This window comes from Candidatus Cloacimonas sp., assembly GCA_039680785.1.
Taxonomy (GTDB): Bacteria; Cloacimonadota; Cloacimonadia; order Cloacimonadales; family Cloacimonadaceae; genus Cloacimonas.
In genome coordinates this window covers 1-18,255 of the sequence record JBDKSF010000004.1, presented here as the reverse complement: position 1 = coordinate 18,255, position 18,255 = coordinate 1, and the positions used below count along the sequence as shown (strand labels likewise).

Below are 18,255 nucleotides of genomic sequence, written 5' to 3'. Positions count from 1 at the left end.
ATTGATGCTTGCCAAAAAGCGAAAAAAAATCATAAACCGATTATTATAGGTTTGGGGGGACATATCATCAAATGCGGTCTGGCTCCTTTGCTTATTGAAGCAATGGAAGCAGGTTTTGTATCCGGATTTGTTTGTAATGGTTCCGTTGCTATTCATGATTATGAAATTGCTTGCTTTGGCAATACCTCTGAAGATGTTTCCGTTGCCTTATCAGATGGCTCATTTGGAATGGCGGAAGAGACGGCAAAGGGTATTAATGGAGCCATAAATATGGGCTTTGAAGAAGGTTTGGGTTTAGGGGAGGCAATTGGTAAAGCTCTCCAAGATCAGGCAGAAAATAAAGAATTATCATTACTTACCTCTGCTTACCAATTTGGAATCCCGGTTTGTGTGCAAGTGGCAATTGGGACGGATATTATTCATCAAAGTCCTTATGCCGATGGCAAAGCGATTGGTGATTGTTCGATGCGTGATTTTAGAATTTTTGCGGAAATGGTTTCTAAACTGAACGGGGGAGGAGTGTTTTTAAATTTGGGCTCGGCAGTTATTATTCCTGAGGTCTTTTTGAAAGCATTAACGGTTGCCCGAAACATCTATGGTGAAGTTCAAGATTTTACAACTGCCGTTTTTGATTTTAATGTGCACTATCGAGCAAAAGTTAATGTGGCAGAGCGTCCTGTGCAAAATGGGGGAAAGGGATACTATTTTGTAGGTCATAATGAAATAATGGTGCCGTTGCTGCTGAAAGGGATTTTGGAATAGTTCTATATTTTCTTTGCCAATAAAAAATAAGGTGAGGTGGACGGCAAAATCCACTTCACCTTATTATTTTTACATTTAAATCTATTCTTGAGGCAACCATTCATCCAAAACGGTAGGTTTTTTATCGGGAGAAGGATCATCAACAGAATAGCTTCTATCGGAAAGATTGAAGATAATCTTAATGTCAGCTTTTCCATAATCGGGTAAAGAAATTGCCGTTATAGTTTTATCATCAGGAGAATATTCAAACTTAAAATCCTTATTATTAATATCGCCCAGATTCAGTTCTTCCAAAGTGATGGGGTAATCGCCAAATTCATCTGCTTTACGATAACTTTCCATAGCAGCAATGATCTTCTCGAAAGTAGGAACTATATTTTCAAATTTTTCCTGAGCGATCGCTTCGTTTGCCTTATCTATTTGGAGCTGTTGTAAACCAAAATAGAACACAAAAACCAAGCCCACCAGCATAAGGATCATAATTAGTTCTACCAAAGAAATCCTGGTAGAGAAATCAGCCATAGAAGGCATCTTTTTTACTTTCAATTCTTTTTCGCGTTGAACATTATCCGGCATTCTATCCTCCCGGGTGATTATCATTTTTTGCAATAAATTTAAAGTTCTACTTTTTGTCAAAGGAATTGTTAAAAAAGGACAAGATAGCTTGGTGGAACTTCCTTAACTTACACGAAGAGAAGAGATATAAAAAAAAGTTTTCAAGCTTTTTGCGAAGAGGAGAAAAATGTGTTTATCTCTAAATGCTTTAGGGGAAAAGACACTTTTTTTTCGCTCAATTAAAAACCCCAAAACCGGAAAGAACGAGACAGCATAATTTCGTGGCTGGTCTTTTTTTCTTGGGCGGCATATTTTAGGGTATAAGATAACCGATAATCTTTGGGGAGAATAAGACGAATTGACGCTTCATTGGAAACAAGGATGCGGGTGCGTTTTTGTAAATTTGTCGCTTCTTGTAATTCCAGCATATAATCTAAAAATAAACTGCTGCCCAAGTATTTGCTCATCGAAACGGAAAGATTATTCAGCAAAATTGAAGAACTAAATTTGGCAATGTCGGAACTGAGCTGATTCATATCTGTATAATTGGCAAATTGTTTGGGATTATTGCTATATTCAGTATAAAGATTTTGAATGAAACCAGCGTTTATGGAAAAACTATCCAAGCGTAAAGTGCGACGCATATAATTTTCGATGGGGGAAAGGAAAGGAGTAAACAATGAAGCGTCCAAATTTCCTGAAAGAAGATTTAATGCTTCATCTTGCCATATTTCTCCTTGGGTTTGATCTGGTGATTCTGTGCCGGTATAACGCAAACGAGCCAAAATTTGACTGATGGTTTTGTCTTCGGGGTTATCACTGGTTAAATTTAATTGCAAACGCTCCATAAAACTCTTGGTGAGATCTTTGGAAGTAATGGCAGAAAGCGTTATCATAGAACCATCCGGCGCTCGTTTATAAAATATGCCTTCCAAACCCAATAGGTTTTGAGAATCCGCCAAAGTGAGGTTTGCATTATCCACTTGAAAGACGGTTCCAAAAATATCTACAGTTCCCTGTTCTGAAGAAAAAGATGCTTCCTGAGCAATAAAAGAGACGCCATCGTAAATTAGATGTAAATAACTGCCCGGAACCACTTTTAAATTTGCCGGGTAGGTAACATACTTAACATTCTCTCCCACAACGAGTTTTACATCCAAAGTGAAAGGTAGAGGGGAGGGCTCAGCGTTGTCTTTTTTGTTATTATTCCCCACGGAAGTAGCCAAAGTAAGTAAATTTTCCGTATGCGGAGGGTATAAAACATCCGTATTGGAAGCAACAACCTCGCCGCTAATTTTCATTTGATCAAAAGGTCCTTTGATTGTTGCATAACGACTGTTTTGTCCTCGTAAAATGACTTTGGTTAAGGAGCGCGGGGTTGTATATTCTGGAATATTGATTAGAATACCGGGCTCTTCACACATTGCTCTGAAAACGCCCAAATCCAGAAATCCGAGGATAAAATGCTCACTATTGTCAGCTTCAAAGATGTTGTTAAAAATGAGTTTTCCTTCTCCAATCTGGGCTTGACCATACTCAATAATGACTCTGTTTTTGTCAAAACCACCTCTGATATTGATTTTGGATAAGGGCTCCGTTTGATCTTGCAATTGGATAAATCCATTACTTATGTTTAGTTTTCCGCTGGAGACCAAAAACTGATCATCTTTTGTTCCGAGAGAAACACTTAACGCTGTTTTGCCTTCTGCATCCACAATATAAGGCGTCAATTTTTTCAACCAGCTGAACAATTCGCAAGTAGCAGATAAATTCAGCTCTTCCGGTCCCTCATAAAATTCATTGTAAAGAATATTATAGTTTATTGCTCCGGAGCCAGAAAGTTGTAAAAGTCCTGGTGACTGAACCATTAAACTATCCACAACCAATTGGCGAGGGGTTTGCCTTCCCTTGATTATCACTTTATCTATCGTATAATCTTCAATTACAATATGTTGCGAAGTTAAATCCGCTCTTAGCTCCAAATCGGGTTTTTCACTCTTGTTCTTTTTCCAAGTAATTCCGGCGGTGCCATCTAAAATTCCTGTTAAAGGAGAATTGATGATAACATCTTGAAAAGCGAGGTCTTTAATGGTGGCATTCAAATTAGCGGATAATTCTGGCAAAAGAGATATCTTACCTGTTAAATCCAGAATATTTTGCTGCGGATTCTTGATTTTGCTGAAAACCAGTATATTATTTAGCGGACCGTTCATTCCCAGTTCCAAAGAAAAAGGTGTTACGGCTAAAAGATCAATATAAGACAAGAAAACATTGGCTCTTAACTGTTGCATATTATCCCGATTGTATTCAGCAAAAACATTCAAACCGTAAAATTCGGGCAGATTTACATCCAGATAAGGATAATAGTGAATAATATCCAGATAACTGAGATTGGTGATATTAAGAGCAAAATTCATATCCTCGTAATTCTTTAGGTTAATGGCACCGCTCAAATTGATCAAGTCATTAATCTTCAAACCTTGTATGGTGAGTCGGTTATCTTTCAGCATAGCAGCCAGTTCAAAATTTAGGGGCTGATTATTCACTGTTCCGTCCATACCGCTTAAATATATACTGGCATCTTTGGTTTTATAATTGAAGGTTCCTAAGGCATCCAAATTGGTGACGACTGGCACCGGCTTATCCAGTTTGAGACCTAAAAGGGTCTGCATTGTTATATTATCACCGTTAATTACGGCTCTTACTTCTCCATTCAAATTGGGATTTAGTTCCATAAGTTGGGGTAGAGCATATATTTTTGCAGCGTCTAAACTATCAAATTCCGCATCTAATAATAGGTTACGATCAATAATATCACCTGTTACTTTAACATTGAATCCATTATCACCTGATATGTAAGCATCTAAATATATATTGTTCTCTTCTGGGACGGGTATTAATTTTACTTTTCCATTTATCCCTTTCAGGTTTAGCGGGTCGTAAATAATGTCCGTTTGTTTGATGGTGGCATCCACATAAGGATATTTACCCCATAATTCAGCATAAATGTCTAAATTAGCCGTTGCCAGATAAGTATCAACTTGGGGAGAAATGGGTTTGGTCTCGATATGAGAATCTAAAATCATATTTAGGGGGTTGAATTTCCCTGCAATATTCACTAATTGATTGTCAAATACAAGTTCCTGAACGGTAAAATCAAGATAGTCATTTTGGTAAATTCCGTTCAAATTCAGATTACTAAAAGCGTATTTTTGATAGCTGGAACTTTCGGATACGATGTTTACTTCAAATTCTGGTTTATCTATTGTGCCACTGCCATTTACTTTGGCTGAAACCATACCCTGCAAATCTTTATTTAGCATAGCTAAATCAATGTTGGCTAAGATATTTGCGCTCTTAACATTAATATTTCGGTTTAAGTTACTTACCTTAACTTCCCCTGAAATAGTGCTGCTGCCGATATTACTTTTGGACAAAGACAAGCTTAAATCACTGCCATTAGTTTTCAGCCATAAATAGGGGACAAGAACTGGATATTTTTGGGCAAAAAGTGTTTCTGTGCCCCATATCTGAGCTTCTGCGTTATACTTTAGGGGAGAATGTAAAGAGTCCTGTTTTAGAGAAGCAATTAGAGAAATTTCTGTCTGCACATTTTGTAAGTCAGGATGCGCAATGTAAAGAGGACGAAAAGTTACAATCTCTGTTTCCATCGAAGCAAGGCATCCCTTATCCAACTTACCGGTGGCAAAAATTTTCCCTCCTCTTGCGCTTAGGGCATTTAGCTTAACATCGGTATGGGATTTATTGTTGGCGGTCAGATTTATACCCGTGAAACTCTCAGATATGGCTAACTTGCCATCTTGTATAATTTTAACCGGTATTTTAGCAGAAATTACTGCTGATCCCTCGCTTATTTGCAAATGCTTAAAGTAATTAGTAAAATCAGGAAGAGTAAACGCTTTCTTCGGTTTATGAGGTTTTGGCTCATAAAGGTAATTGTAGTGAACAACCGGTTTATATATCTCTATGTCCGTAATTAGTTTACTGGTCTTGAAACCGGATAGCAAATACCGAGTTAAGTTGTATTGAATGTTAAGGCGTTCAACCTCAATCGCTATGCTACTATCGGCAGAAGTATAAGATACACTTTTGGTTAATAACTGACGGTCACTGAAATGCAATTCTCCGATGGATATGTCGCCTTTCGTCAATTTACTTAAGTAATCGGCTAAAAAGTTTTTAAAATAGTTACGCAGACCAAAGCCATACCAGGCAAGAAAGAATCCTGTGTTTATCACCAATAAAATCAAGACAAAAATCAGAAATTTTTTAGAGCGTGGCATAATGTTTTGCTGTTTACCTTATTTCCAGTTTTCCTTCCGCTAAATTATAAATCACTTGTGCCTTAGATGCATTACTTACATCGTGGGTGACAATAACGAAGGTTTGACCGCGCTCTTTATTCAATTTTACCATAAGGTTCCAAACCTCATTGCTGTGTTCAGGATCCAGATTACCGGTTGGCTCATCTGCCAAAATGATTTTTGGGTTATTTATCAAAGCTCTGGCAAGTGCTACGCGTTGTTGTTCACCACCACTTAATTGATTGGGATAGTGTGTAATGCGCTCTTTCAAATCAAGTGATTTCAAAAGTTCTGAGGCATATTTTATTGCTTTAGAGCTACTTACTCCAGAAATAATCATCGGCAAGGCAACATTTTCTTGTGCATTAAGGTCTTCTACTAAGTAATGAAACTGGAAAACAAAGCCCAGTTCCAGATTACGAATTGTGGCGGCTTCAGACATACTTGCATCAATGAATCTGCCATTTATCATTATTTTGCCTGTGTCAGGAGTATCCAACAGACCCAAAAGATGTAGAAGAGTGCTTTTTCCAGAGCCGGATTGTCCTGTAATACATACAAGTTCCGCTTCTTGGATTTCAATCGTGGTTTTACGCAGAACATTGATAGTTTGATTGCTATCTATATAACTTTTGCAGAGGTCATAACCTGCTAAACAAATCATTTATAAATCCTTTTAATTAAGCTTAGTAACCATACCATAATATAATCATTATTAAGGGTTGCGCAGTAATTCTATAATGTCCAATTTATCTATCTGCTTAAGGGGAGCGTAAATAAAAATAATAACTAAAGCCGCGGATACGGTAAAAATAATGAGTTGATTGGTGAATGAGATGGTGCTATTCAAGCTGTCTATAAAATAAACATCTCCCTTCAGTTGATAGAAGTTTTGTTTTTCTATAAGCAAAGAAAGGAAAGCGCCAAAGAGTTGTCCTAACACAATAGCCAGTAAAGCGGAAAGCCCAACTTGGAAACTGAGAACCTTTTTTATCGAGCTTTTTTTAGCACCGAGGGTTTTAAGGACGGCTATTTCATTCTTTTTGTCCAAGATGATGGTAGTAACTGCAGAAATTACATTAATACCTGCAATTAAAACCAAGAAACAGAATATGATAAAGATCAGCCATTTTTCCATTGTCACCAAATGCAGTAAACCCGCGCTGAAGGTCTGCCACGGATAAACTGAGTAATTACTGCCAACCAAGGTCTGGATATTTTGGGCAATTTCAGGTGCTTTATCTATATATTCTGGGTTTAAGCGAATTTCCAGTTTACTGAAACCAGATTGAGTTTTTAGCATCATTTCGGCATCTGAAAGATTGGTAATGACGAGAGAACGATCTGTTTCATAAAATCCACTGCTGTATATGCCAACAATGGGCAAGAAGTATTCGGAAGGAAAAATACCTAAAGCGGAAATATTGTCCAGACGAGTGAAAACTACTTTCAAAGTATCGCCAATGTCTTTTCCCAGTTCTTTTGCCAAGTAGTTACCCACGATAACTTCTCCCGCAGCAGGTATTTTTTTGCCTTTTTGGATATATTTTGCTTGCGAAAAAGGGATGCCTGGTTTAAAATCGTAAGCATTCAAGGTTGCCCCTCGCACTTTTTCTTTACCTGCAGTCATAACAGGATAACTTAGGAGAGGCATAACCTGTTGAATTTCTTTTCTATTCTCTATTTTTTTGATCAATTCGTCTGCTTTATAAACAGGTATCAAATTCTGATTATCATTTGTTAGTGTTATATGGGGAAAAGTTCCCAGTAAAACTTCTTTTAGAGTGTGCTCATAACCTTCAAACAAATTCAAACCGGCACTCAAGATTCCTACTGAAAGAATAATTCCCAGAATCATAAACACAAAACTGAATCTTAAAAGATTGCGCTTAGGGGAGTTTAAATAGCGGCTTAGGAAGAAAAGTTCCAGTTTATTCATTGCCCTGTAGCAGAATTTAATTGTTTAGCTTGTTCTGGTTCTTTTTGCTCCATATTTACATATTGCGCTATGGAAACAGGTAAGCGATTTCCTTGGCGAAAACGGTTCACTATTAATTCCGAAATCAAACCCATAGAGATAAATTGTAATCCGCCCAGAATCAATAAAATACCTAAAAACAAAAGAGGCCGATTGGATAGAGGAATTCCCATAAAAATTTTCAACACTGCCAGATAGATACTTATGATCAGTCCCAGAAAAGTAGAAAATATCCCTATGCGCCCGAAGAGATATAAAGGACTCTTACTGTATTGCGTAATCATTTTTACCGTTAACAAATCAAAAAAACCACGCAGATAGCGTTCTTTGCCAAATTTGCTTTTACCGTATTTACGCGGACGATGAGCTACTATCATCTCACCAACTTTATAACCCAAAGAATGAGCTAAGACAGGTATGTAACGATGCATTTCACCATACAGGATTAGTTCTTTTTCCAAAGGGTGACGATATGCCTTAAATCCACAATTATAATCTCTTAGCTTGAGATGAAAGGTTTTTGCGGTTACAAAATTGAATAGTTTAGAAGGCAAGGTTTTATATATAGGATCGCGTCGTTTGCGTTTCCAGCCCGATACAAGATCGAAACCCTCATTTAGTTTGATTATGAAATTGGGAATTTCTTTCGGATTATCTTGCAGGTCTGCATCCAGTGTAAAAATAATATCCCCGGAGGCATAATTGAAACCAAACTGTAAGGCGGTCGCTTTGCCGAAATTGCGTCTGAACCTAATAACTTTTACTTTTATATCGTTAGCTGCCAGTTGTTCCATAATGGTAAAACTGGCATCAGTAGAACCGTCATCCACAAAGATTATTTCGTAATCATACTCTTTTATGTTTTGCAATATCTCTGTATATAGTTCCACCAGTGATTCTTGCTCATTCAAAACCGGTATAATAAAGGATAATTTCATATCTGCCCTGTCTTTAAATTACGATACTCAGCAAGGTCATCACCAAAGCTGAAACGATCGGAATTTTAATATTATCGTCTATTGGAATATTGCTCAATTCCGCCAAAGTTGCCGCTAAAGCACCAAAAACAGCTAATAAAGGATTAGCCAGCCAAAAAATACCGAAAATGGAACAACTGACAAAACAAGCCAAGCTACCTTCCAAACTTTTATCCTGCTTGAGATACATTCGTTTTCCAAACTTTATTCCTATTAAAGCAGCAAAAGTATCACCCAGCGTTAAAAATGCCATAGCACAAGAGGCAATCAACGGAGGGAAAAAAGCGATGCAAAGCACTGCTGCAAAAATCATATAAGTGGCACCAGTAAAATCTTTTAGCTCATGTTTTCTTAAAATTATGCCAAAAATGCGATAAAATGTTCGATGGAAGTCCTTTTGCCAAAAACGGTAAAACTCAATCACTAAACTAATCGTAAAAGCATTCAATAAAATGGAGAAACCCCAAGCCCGATTAAAAGAGAGCAAATACCTGTAACCCAGCGGAATAACTAAACTGCTTAGATGAATGGATTTTCTAAGGGTTTCACCAAACTGGCTCAAATGCTGATGCCTCCTGTGCTTTTATTCATTAGCTTGCCGCCAGGAGAGAACTTTTATTAAATTGGGGGCTTTCCAGAGAGCCAATATATCTTCTTTTCCAGTATCCGGAAGTTCTTTTCCTGCACTATCCAAAGTGAGGGAATTCATAAGCTCCACTTTGGATATTTTACGAATGAAAAGGGTTGGTTCAGGATTTAGCTGTCCCCAAGGCAGTAAAATTTCTAATTTCTGCCAATTTTCACGGTTGATATCTTTTAAGCAGACCTCTGCATCATAGCTAAAATCGGCTATTTTAGAGGGATTGAAGTTTTTTTGAAGGTAAGTATTAAAACAATCTAAAAAAGCATCGTAATTTTCTGGTTTCATTGTAAAACCGGCAGCTTTGGGATGTCCTCCAAATTGTTTTAAGTGCTTTTTACAATGGGTAAAAGCATCCATTATGTTAAAACTCTCACTGCATCTTCCTTCGCAAACAGTATCACCATTATGGCTCTTCAGCATTAGAACGGGAATATTCAATTTGTTCAATATGTAGGTGGCAGCCGTTCCTAATAGAGAGTAGGGAATAATATCATCATCATCATAATATACAAACCAGTTCCCGATAAAATTATCGGAAAGGGTATCCAAAAAACTGAAAATACGGCTGATTTCACTATCCCATATATTTTTTTGCTTTTCCAGTTCTTGAAAGAGTGCCGCTTTCGCATCAGATACTTCTAACATAAAACTTAAAGCACGATGCTGGCCATTTTCTTCGCGGCCGTTTGCCAAAAAGTGCGCTGTATATTGTAAAAAATTATTGATATCGCTTATTGTGTTAATACGATTATAATTGCGTAACAAAAAATCAATTGTCTCGTCTTGAACTTCCTCGAAATGTTCAAAAACATAACGGACGATTATTCTATTCAGACCTATCATTGGAACTTTATCTGCAATAGAACCAGCGGCAGCCCAAAAATAACTTGCCGGTTCAACAGGATGTTCCCACTTTTTTCCCAAATAACGAATTAACATTAAAACTACGCCCACTCCGGCAAGCTGTTTAAAGGGATATTGACATTCCGGAAGTTGAGGATTGATTATAGACCAGGCAGGAGGCAAAACTTCTTGTTGCACAATATGATGATCGGTTATTATAACATCACAGCCCAAATCATTCAGCTGTAAAACACCTTCTTTAGAAGTTATTCCGTTATCTACCGTGATAATAAGTTTATAATTGCCTTTGCGTACAAATTCTATAAAACCGTTCTGAATTCCATGAGGTTCAAGATTGCGATTCGGAATGTAATAACAATGCTTTTGATAACCGCAGGAATTAAGAAAATTATATAAGATATAAGTGCTGGTTACACCATCGGGATCATCATGGCCAAAAATAACAATTGGCTCATTGCTGTATAAGGCATCGCGCAGCCGTTTTTCCACTTTTTCTATATTGGCGAGAAGAGCTTCATCGGGCAGAAAAGATAAGTCCGTTTCTAAATCTGAAAAAGTTAAATGCCGTGTTTTAAGTATCTGATTTAATATCTCATTATCTGAATTACTATTGGTTTCAACTTGCTTCATTCCACTTCCTCTTTTTCAGGGATATCGCGCGGTGCAGTTCTATCAGGCGCTTTGTTGATAAAATCAAAACCAGTGAAACCAATCATCAGCATATATGAATTATCCGTTAAATTATTGTCAGCCAAATCTCCGCGTTTTATATACTGAAATCCCAAATCTATTCTATCAACATTGTTCTTCAAAGGAAGGGTTAAACCACAGCTAACCATCATTTCATCAATATCTTTACCGTTTTTGTCCTTAAAAGCCAATTGTCGCATAGCATAACCTGCGCGCATTGGCAAGCGCATAAAGATTTTCTTATGAGTTTCCAGATTCGGTTCATAAGCGATTCCCAGACCTATTTTATAGCAGTCCCGATAGTTATCAGAAATATTGCTCCAGCGTTCGTAACTGACATCAGTTGCCAATTTTAATTGTTCATAGGGTTTAACGGTCGTGCTTATGCAATACTGTTCCGGAAGCTTATATTCATAATCCGTTGTTGTTTCTGTATTATGAATGCAGCTACGGATAAGTTCTCCTTTTAAAGTTACGGGTGCACAAATATGAGCACCGACGCTATAATTATCAAATAATTTAATTGCGCCTACAGTAAAGCTGGGATTCTTAAAATCCATCAATAATGATTCTCGGGTGTCAAAATTTGCATAATTCCCTGTCTGCGAAAAATAGCGTTTATCATGCCCGAAATAATAGTTAGCACTAATTCCCAGATTTACTTCTGAAAAAGCATAACTATAGATCAGATCGGCTTTGTAAAGATATTTATCGCTGGTTTGTGACTCGATTGAATTATCAGGAAGATATCGATAATTGGTTACTAAACCGGAAGCGTAAGAATTAAATTGGACCCCCACCCGATTTCTACCAATGGGAACGCTGACATTAAAATAGGGAAAATCCAAAGAATCATCTCTGTATTTATGCATTACATTATCATAATCTGACTTGTATTGAGTATATCCCAAAACCATTCCAGTGGAAAACAATGTATATTTATCCCTGTTAAACATTGCCGGATTGGCATATCCTGTATTTATCCGAAAAACATCACTGGCTCCTGTATCGCCCATTCCCATACTGTAAATATCTCTTCCATAATTCTGAACGGGGAAACCATAAAAAGAAAAAATGGAATTTCCCCCTTTAAGAGATATACATAAGATTAACCCGCAGATAATAGTAGCTGCCTTTTTCATTATATATCCTTTAACTTTATAGTCATAACATTATGGATTTTAGTGCATTACTTATAATTTCTTGTGTTTTGCTTTATGGTGTGAAGATTTCACCGGATCGGGTGGAATTCGGAAAAATTTGTAAGCATTGTTAAAAGCTATTTCTGCTACTTCATTTGGACTCATTTCTTTCACTTGCGCTATTTTTTCTACGACCAAAGGCAGAAAAAGGGGAGAATTTCTTTCTCCTCTATGTGGATGGGGAGGCAAGTAAGGACTATCGGTTTCCACCATAAATCTATCCAAAGGAATTATTCGAATAACATCATCCAGATTGGAATTGGAATAAGTAATATTACCCGTGAATGAAATCATCCAACCGGCATCCAAGACCTGTTGAGCAAATACAATATCACCAGTAAAACAATGAAATACCGCGTCCTTAACTTGATTGTTTTTTAGGATGTTATAACATTCTTGATGAGCATCTCTGTTATGCACGATAACAGGCAAATCATATTCTACGGCAAGATGTGCCTGATTGGCAAATACCTCTCTTTGAACTGTAAAGGGAGATAAATTACGGAAAAAATCCAACCCGATTTCTCCGATCGCCAGCACTTTTTTTTCTCTTGCCAGTTTTTTCACTACTTCGGCATCAAAATCAACCGCATCATGAGGGTGAAAACCAACGGTAGAAAAGATGTGCAAGTGTTTTTTTGCCAGGTCTAAAGAACTGAATGCCGTTTCTTTATTGAAAGCGACATTGATGATATATTCAATTCCGCTGTTAAAACACTTGCTGATGATATTTTCCCGATCTTCGTCAAAATCGGGATGATCAAGATGAGCGTGTGTTTCCAATAATCTCATTTTTTATTTACTTAACCCTTATTAAAGATAAGTTCAAGATAAAATTATCGGCATATTTTTGTCAAGCAGGTTCTATGCAGGAACTCTTACAGCTTGCATAGATAACCAAGAAAAAACGGTATAAGGTAATGTAACATTTAGCAGTCAGTTTTTTTTAAAGTTACGGAATTCCGCTTTAGTTAACAGGAGCAAGCATATGAATTTTCTGATGCCAACGAAACATTATCTCTCTTTTCCACCTCTCGACCCCTCGACCTCAGTTTAAATACAACCACAAAACATCTACGAAAACTGACGCCGGAACAGGATAAGCGCCATATATTGAGGACGATAGTGCATTTTTAACACCAGCCCGCAGTTCAAATAATTTTCCTATATCAATGCCCGCCCAAGCGTCTAAAATAGTTGAACTTTCTATCAAATATGGGTTTGCGGCATTTGCAGTATAGTATTCGGAATGACCATAAATACTGCAACCAGCGAAAACGGCATTATCATAGGGGAAGAGATGTTTAATTTGTTGAACGCTTTGAAAGCGGTATTCGGGATTTTCGGTCAATGTCTGATAATATTTGCTAACTATCCATTCTGGACTTACTGTTATTAACCAATTCTTCCAAGTATAATTTGCCTCCATTGCCAAGCGAAGAAAGGGTTGTTGTTTATCAACATTCAGCCAAGTAGAATCTGCTTTTTGGGTGATGTTTTTTATGCCTATGTCAAGCATAGGTTTGATATTCATAAAGTTATAGCAGAATTGAACGGATGTTTGTTGGCGATTGGAAATATCTATCAAATCCAATTCCTGATTAACATTATAGATATCCTTCACTTTTTGAGGGGAAGGATCAGTTCCTGCCAATTGTTTATAAGCTATGCTCATTTCCCAATTTCGTATTCTGTATGATACTTCTGAAAATAACCTAAAGCGTTTCCAATCCAAAAAGTCAGCTGTAAGATCCAGATTAACGGGGCTATCAATTTCCAGACAAGTTGCAATTTTATCGGCATATTTTTCCGCATCGTAGTATCCAATAAACGGAAAATCGTCTTTCTGCCAATTATGTTCATATTTTACTTTGTATTGTAAGAAGGCGATTTCTTGCTTCAAATTTAATTGCAAACGGGTAGAACTGCGTTTATATTTTGTATAAAATTCAGTAGCATTGGCATTTTCGGATTCATTCAGCAGTTTTATATATATCCAGGGCAAGCCGCAAGAGGCATAAAATTGTTGTAACTTATAGTCAATTGGAAAATTGGTTGATTGCCAATAGATAGGAAGAAGTTCATACATAGCTACTTTTTTACGGAAATTAGCATATTCCATTTCCCAATTTAGTAAATTTCCTTGATGAGAAAGATAGTGTCTCATAGAGGTCTCAGTGGATGTAATATCAGTCCAAAAACCATTTTGGGCAAGTATTTCGCCCTGATATTCCAGATCCGTAAAGGATAACAGTTCATTTTTTGCCAAATTTAGATGCACATAATGATGATCATAATCTCCCAAACCTGCCTGAACAGTAGTCAGCACCGGTGCAAAAGGATAGTTTCTATTTTGGAAGTTTACCGTGCGATTAAATTCTTTTGCTGGATAAAGAGAATTAAAATATCCGTAATACAATGAAGGTGACAAAATACTTGAGAATGTTTCAAAACCATTTCTTTCCGGCATATTAAGGTTGGAACGACCTACATAAAAAAAACCGTTTTTATACAAATCTCCTTTTTCTATGTTAAGAGGGGCTGAACTGAAAACCGTATCATCAATGCCTCTTCGGTTAGTTTTAAGCCAATTTTCGATTTCGGTTTGGGACGCTTTTTCGGTTATGGTCTGTAAAGTATCTTCCACCTCTGACTTTTCCATCCCAATTTCTTGTGCCGAAAAGGGAACTGACAAAAAAACTAAAATTATAGCCAACCCAAAGCGCGATAACACTTTGCGGTCTCCTTTAAGTGTTCTTCTAAATTGGCAATAGGATTCCAATGGAGAATCTCTCTTGCTTTTCCAATATCTGCCAGCCAGGCATCCGCCATAATTTCTTTCATTTTCTCCCGATTGATTACTACTTCTTTATGGAAAATTCGGCCATATAAATCACCTGCATAAAAAACCGGAAGCGCTAAAAATTCTGGAATGGTTATTACAACAGGATTTTTATTCAGGGCTTTGGCTATTGCTTTTACAATTTCACTTTGACGGTAAATATGTCCATCAGTGGCAAAAAAAATCTGAGAATAGGCAGCAGGGTTATTAACACAAAGTTCTACAAACTGTGCCAATTCGGATACATAGATCATATTGAGCAGTTTATCTTTGCGTCCAATTTTAAAACCAAATCCCCAGGAAACCATTTTAAAGAGCTGCAAGAAATCCTTATCTCCACAACCGTAAATTGAACAAGGACGAATGATGGTGTAATTTTTCTTACATTGTTTTTGGATCATCTGTTCAGCGGCAAGTTTGCTTTTTCCATAACAGGTTATAGGAGCACAAGGTTCATCTTCTTTTAGGGGAACATTATTTTGGCAAGGAAGGGTTGCTGCCTGGGAACTAAGATAGATAAGTTGCTGTTGTTCAGGGAGATTGTTCATTACTGACACTATTTTTTCCGTTATTCCCACATTGGCTTTAAACATTTGTTCCGAATTTAATGCCTTGGTTTTTCCCGCATTATGAATTATAATATCTATACCTCTAAGAGCTGTGCTAAGCGAAATAGGATTATTATAATCCACCCTTTCGATTTGAGCTTGAGGGGGAATGAAAGCTGAAGATGCACTTGCACGAATCAGGGCTTTAACTTCAAAACCGGTAGAAAGAAAGTGTTTTACCAAATTGCTGCCTACGAATCCATTGGCACCTGTGATTGCTATCTTCATACATCACCGCTTGTTACATTCTTCCTATTTAATTTTGCTAACAGAAAATGGTGGGCGATAAGGGACTCGAACCCCCTACCACATGCGTGTAAAGCATGTGCTCTCCCATCTGAGCTAAGCGCCCATTTATGAATATCTTACGCTGGTCGGGGTGAGAGGATTTGAACCTCCGACTCCCTGCTCCCAAAGCAGGTGCGCTAACCGGGCTGCGCTACACCCCGTTTGATAAATTCCAAAACTTAGATAGGGTATATTTTGTCAATAACTTTCGCTTTTTACCCTTTTAGCATCATTTCCAGCACAATGTTGCAAAGGTAACGGTTAGTAAGTGAATGAAAGGATATTTTAGCCCAAAACAAAGTGCATATTGGAGCTTTTTTGCCAGGATATAAAACCGAAAAATAGTTTGGAAGAGGGAACTTGGGAGGATAATTTATCCCTCATTTATTGTTTAATTGCTCCAAAATAGTGCTTTCTGCGTCATTTAATGCTGCACACACCACAGCGAAATTTCCCTGTTAGGTTGAAAGCATCATCTTCTTATGTTACCGTTACAAATCAGTAACAATTCCGTAACGAAACAACAGCAGTGTTACGGAAGCGTTACTGAGGCATTAAAGCATTCTCTTGGTTACGAACAAGTTAACAAAACTAAGATTGTGGGAGGGGAGAAAATTAAGTGCCAAAGTGCGTCTTGGCCATTCCAATTTTCTTTCCAGGCACAAATTGAGCAAATTTTCTGCTTGACAGAAATCCGCCTCTGTGAAGTAATGCTCTTTAAGATTGTGAATTTTTATTTGGGGCATTAGCTCAGCTGGGAGAGCGCATGACTGGCAGTCATGAGGTCAGCGGTTCGATCCCGCTATGCTCCACCATTTTTTTAAGTCCCCTTCATCAAAAGAGAAGTTGGTGAAGGGGATATACTTTTTTGGTTTGGGAAATTTTAAGAAAGGAACAATAAATGAAATCCGATGATAAAGAATTGATTAATAGAATTACAGTTCAAGCAAAAGAAGCAAGAAAAGCCATATTAACAATGACCACTCTTGCCGGTGCAGGCCATCCAGGGGGCTCAATGTCCTCTATAGATTTGCTTTTGTGTGTTTATAACACAATAAAACATAATCCTTCCCTACCTCAAATGCCAGATAGAGATAGAGTTATAGTTAGTAATGGACATATTTCTCCCGCCGTTTATAGTTCTTTGGGATTGATGGGATATTTTCCTCTGGAGGAGGCAATCGCTCAATATCGTTTGCTGGGAAGTATTTTTGAAGGGCATATTGAAAGACGGGTTCCCGGAATCGAATGGAGTAGTGGTAATTTGGGACAGGGCTTATCTGCCGGAACTGGCTTCGCTCTTGCCTCTCGAATTAATAAAATACCTTATAATGTTTATGTTTTTATGGGCGACGGAGAACAACAAAAAGGTCAAATTAGCGAAGCAAGACGCTTTGCCGTAAAATATGGTCTGAATAATATTATTGCCATTATTGACTATAATCAATTGCAGATAAGCGGTTCCATTCAAAATGTGATGCCTCAAAACATTCGTTTGAATTGGGAATCGGATGGCTGGAAAGTTTTGGAAGTTGACGGCCATAACATTTCTCAGATTTTGGCTAAATTGGAGGAAGCACGCAGTTGTGAACAACCAATTATGCTCTTAGCGCATACCGTGATGGGAAAAGGTGTTTCTTTTATGGAAAATAATGCTAAATATCACGGTTCCGCTCTCGACGAAAAACAGCTGGAAAATGCCTTGCAGGAATTGGGAGTGGAAAATGAGCTGAAAAAATATAGCAAACTGCGTTCGGAATTTAAACCAGAAAATAACACGCCGGCAAAATTGGATTTTCACCCCGATTTTAAAGCGGGAAAGCCAATTCGCTATGAAACAGATAGCGATTGTAGAAGCGCTTGGGGAAAAGCAATTGCCGATTTGGCAAAAATAAATGTGGACGCCAATACTCCGTTTGTGGTTTTAGATTGTGATTTAGCCACCAGCGTTAAAACCAGTGATTATGCTTTACAGAATCCGGAGCGATTTTTCCAGTGCGGAATTATGGAACAACATACTTGCGTGATGGGAGGAGCTCTTTCCATAAGTGGAATTCAGACATTTTGGAGTGATTTTGGGGTATTTGGTATTGACGAGGTCTATAATAATCAGCGTTTAAATGACATCAATCAAACTAATCTGAAAACAATAGTTACTCATACAGGCATTGATGTGGGAACAGATGGCAAAACACATCAGTGCATTGATTATATCTCTCTGACAAGAAATCTGTTTGGCTTCAAACTTATCTGCCCTGCCGATGCGAATCAAACCGATAGAATTATCCGTTGGCTATTCAATAAGCCAGGTAATTATTTGGTAACGATGGGGCGATCCAAAATTCCCGTGCTGAAAAAATTGGATGGAACCCTTTATTACGATTTGGATTATAATTTTATGTATGGCACGGCAGATGTGCTAAGAGATGGAAATGATGGCAGTATGTGGGTTTGTGGAACCTCTGTCGCCAAAGCGATAAAGGCAGTTGACACTCTGCGTGAAGAAGGTATATTTTTGGAA

The 18,255-nt window shown here is 37.6% G+C and carries 13 protein-coding genes and 3 tRNA genes; 3 read left to right on the top strand and 13 right to left on the bottom strand.

What is annotated here, in order from left to right; translation table 11 throughout:
• A partial coding sequence (locus ABFC98_00120; GenBank protein ID MEN6444435.1) for a hypothetical protein occupies nt 1–762 on the top strand: 762 nt, incomplete at its 5' end.
• 81 nt (nt 763–843) lie between these two features.
• Here the strand turns inward: ABFC98_00120 and ABFC98_00115 are convergent.
• From ABFC98_00115 to ABFC98_00055, 13 genes are all read right to left on the bottom strand, one after another.
• Nucleotides 844–1,338 carry a hypothetical protein gene (locus ABFC98_00115; GenBank protein ID MEN6444434.1) on the bottom strand — a complete coding sequence of 165 codons (495 nt, stop codon included), beginning with the start codon at nt 1,336–1,338 and terminating at the stop codon, nt 844–846.
• A 218-nt stretch (nt 1,339–1,556) separates the two neighbouring features.
• A complete protein-coding gene (locus tag ABFC98_00110) occupies nt 1,557–5,621 on the bottom strand; it encodes a hypothetical protein (GenBank protein MEN6444433.1) in 4,065 nt (1,354 codons plus the stop codon).
• 13 nt (nt 5,622–5,634) lie between these two features.
• Complete coding sequence (locus ABFC98_00105) at nt 5,635–6,306, bottom strand: ABC transporter ATP-binding protein (protein MEN6444432.1); 672 nt, start codon at nt 6,304–6,306, stop codon at nt 5,635–5,637.
• A 51-nt stretch (nt 6,307–6,357) separates the two neighbouring features.
• Nucleotides 6,358–7,581, bottom strand: a complete 1,224-nt coding sequence (locus ABFC98_00100) for an FtsX-like permease family protein (protein ID MEN6444431.1) — start codon at nt 7,579–7,581, stop codon at nt 6,358–6,360.
• Nucleotides 7,578–8,558 carry a glycosyltransferase family 2 protein gene (locus tag ABFC98_00095; GenBank protein ID MEN6444430.1) on the bottom strand — a complete coding sequence of 327 codons (981 nt, stop codon included), beginning with the start codon at nt 8,556–8,558 and terminating at the stop codon, nt 7,578–7,580. Before ABFC98_00095 ends, ABFC98_00100 begins: the two co-directional genes overlap by 4 nt.
• Before the next feature lie 13 nt (nt 8,559–8,571).
• Nucleotides 8,572–9,159, bottom strand: a complete 588-nt coding sequence (locus ABFC98_00090; protein ID MEN6444429.1) for a phosphatidate cytidylyltransferase — start codon at nt 9,157–9,159, stop codon at nt 8,572–8,574.
• 21 nt (nt 9,160–9,180) lie between these two features.
• On the bottom strand, nt 9,181–10,734 hold the full coding sequence (locus tag ABFC98_00085) for a DHH family phosphoesterase (protein MEN6444428.1): 1,554 nt from the start codon (nt 10,732–10,734) through the stop codon (nt 9,181–9,183).
• Nucleotides 10,731–11,936, bottom strand: coding sequence for a hypothetical protein (locus ABFC98_00080; GenBank protein ID MEN6444427.1), 1,206 nt, complete (start codon nt 11,934–11,936; stop codon nt 10,731–10,733). The genes ABFC98_00085 and ABFC98_00080 overlap by 4 nt, the downstream gene beginning before the upstream one ends.
• A 51-nt stretch (nt 11,937–11,987) precedes the next feature.
• Entirely contained in the window at nt 11,988–12,788 is an 801-nt protein-coding gene (locus tag ABFC98_00075) for a TatD family hydrolase (GenBank protein ID MEN6444426.1), read from the bottom strand.
• Nucleotides 12,789–13,044: 256 nt separating this feature from the next.
• Nucleotides 13,045–14,658 carry a hypothetical protein gene (locus ABFC98_00070; protein MEN6444425.1) on the bottom strand — a complete coding sequence of 538 codons (1,614 nt, stop codon included), beginning with the start codon at nt 14,656–14,658 and terminating at the stop codon, nt 13,045–13,047.
• A 44-nt stretch (nt 14,659–14,702) separates the two neighbouring features.
• Complete coding sequence (locus ABFC98_00065; GenBank protein MEN6444424.1) at nt 14,703–15,674, bottom strand: NAD-dependent epimerase/dehydratase family protein; 972 nt, start codon at nt 15,672–15,674, stop codon at nt 14,703–14,705.
• 48 nt (nt 15,675–15,722) lie between these two features.
• A tRNA-Val gene (locus tag ABFC98_00060) sits at nt 15,723–15,798 on the bottom strand.
• A gap of 19 nt (nt 15,799–15,817) precedes the next feature.
• A tRNA-Pro gene (locus ABFC98_00055) sits at nt 15,818–15,895 on the bottom strand.
• Nucleotides 15,896–16,473: 578 nt separating this feature from the next.
• On the opposite strand from ABFC98_00055, the gene ABFC98_00050 reads away from it, so the two are divergent.
• Nucleotides 16,474–16,549, top strand: a tRNA-Ala gene (locus ABFC98_00050).
• 86 nt (nt 16,550–16,635) lie between these two features.
• Nucleotides 16,636–18,255: transketolase (locus ABFC98_00045; GenBank protein ID MEN6444423.1), on the top strand; the 1,620-nt coding region annotated here is incomplete at its 3' end.

Coding starts and splice junctions, on each gene's coding strand:
- ABFC98_00115 (MEN6444434.1), bottom strand. CDS start 1,338: ATGCCGGATAATGTTCAACGCGAAAAAGAATTGAAAGTAAAAAAGATG.
- ABFC98_00110 (MEN6444433.1), bottom strand. CDS start 5,621: ATGCCACGCTCTAAAAAATTTCTGATTTTTGTCTTGATTTTATTGGTG.
- ABFC98_00105 (MEN6444432.1), bottom strand. CDS start 6,306: ATGATTTGTTTAGCAGGTTATGACCTCTGCAAAAGTTATATAGATAGC.
- ABFC98_00100 (MEN6444431.1), bottom strand. CDS start 7,581: ATGAATAAACTGGAACTTTTCTTCCTAAGCCGCTATTTAAACTCCCCT.
- ABFC98_00095 (MEN6444430.1), bottom strand. CDS start 8,558: ATGAAATTATCCTTTATTATACCGGTTTTGAATGAGCAAGAATCACTG.
- ABFC98_00085 (MEN6444428.1), bottom strand. CDS start 10,734: ATGAAGCAAGTTGAAACCAATAGTAATTCAGATAATGAGATATTAAAT.
- ABFC98_00080 (MEN6444427.1), bottom strand. CDS start 11,936: ATGAAAAAGGCAGCTACTATTATCTGCGGGTTAATCTTATGTATATCT.
- ABFC98_00075 (MEN6444426.1), bottom strand. CDS start 12,788: ATGAGATTATTGGAAACACACGCTCATCTTGATCATCCCGATTTTGAC.
- ABFC98_00070 (MEN6444425.1), bottom strand. CDS start 14,658: ATGGAAAAGTCAGAGGTGGAAGATACTTTACAGACCATAACCGAAAAA.
- ABFC98_00065 (MEN6444424.1), bottom strand. CDS start 15,674: ATGAAGATAGCAATCACAGGTGCCAATGGATTCGTAGGCAGCAATTTG.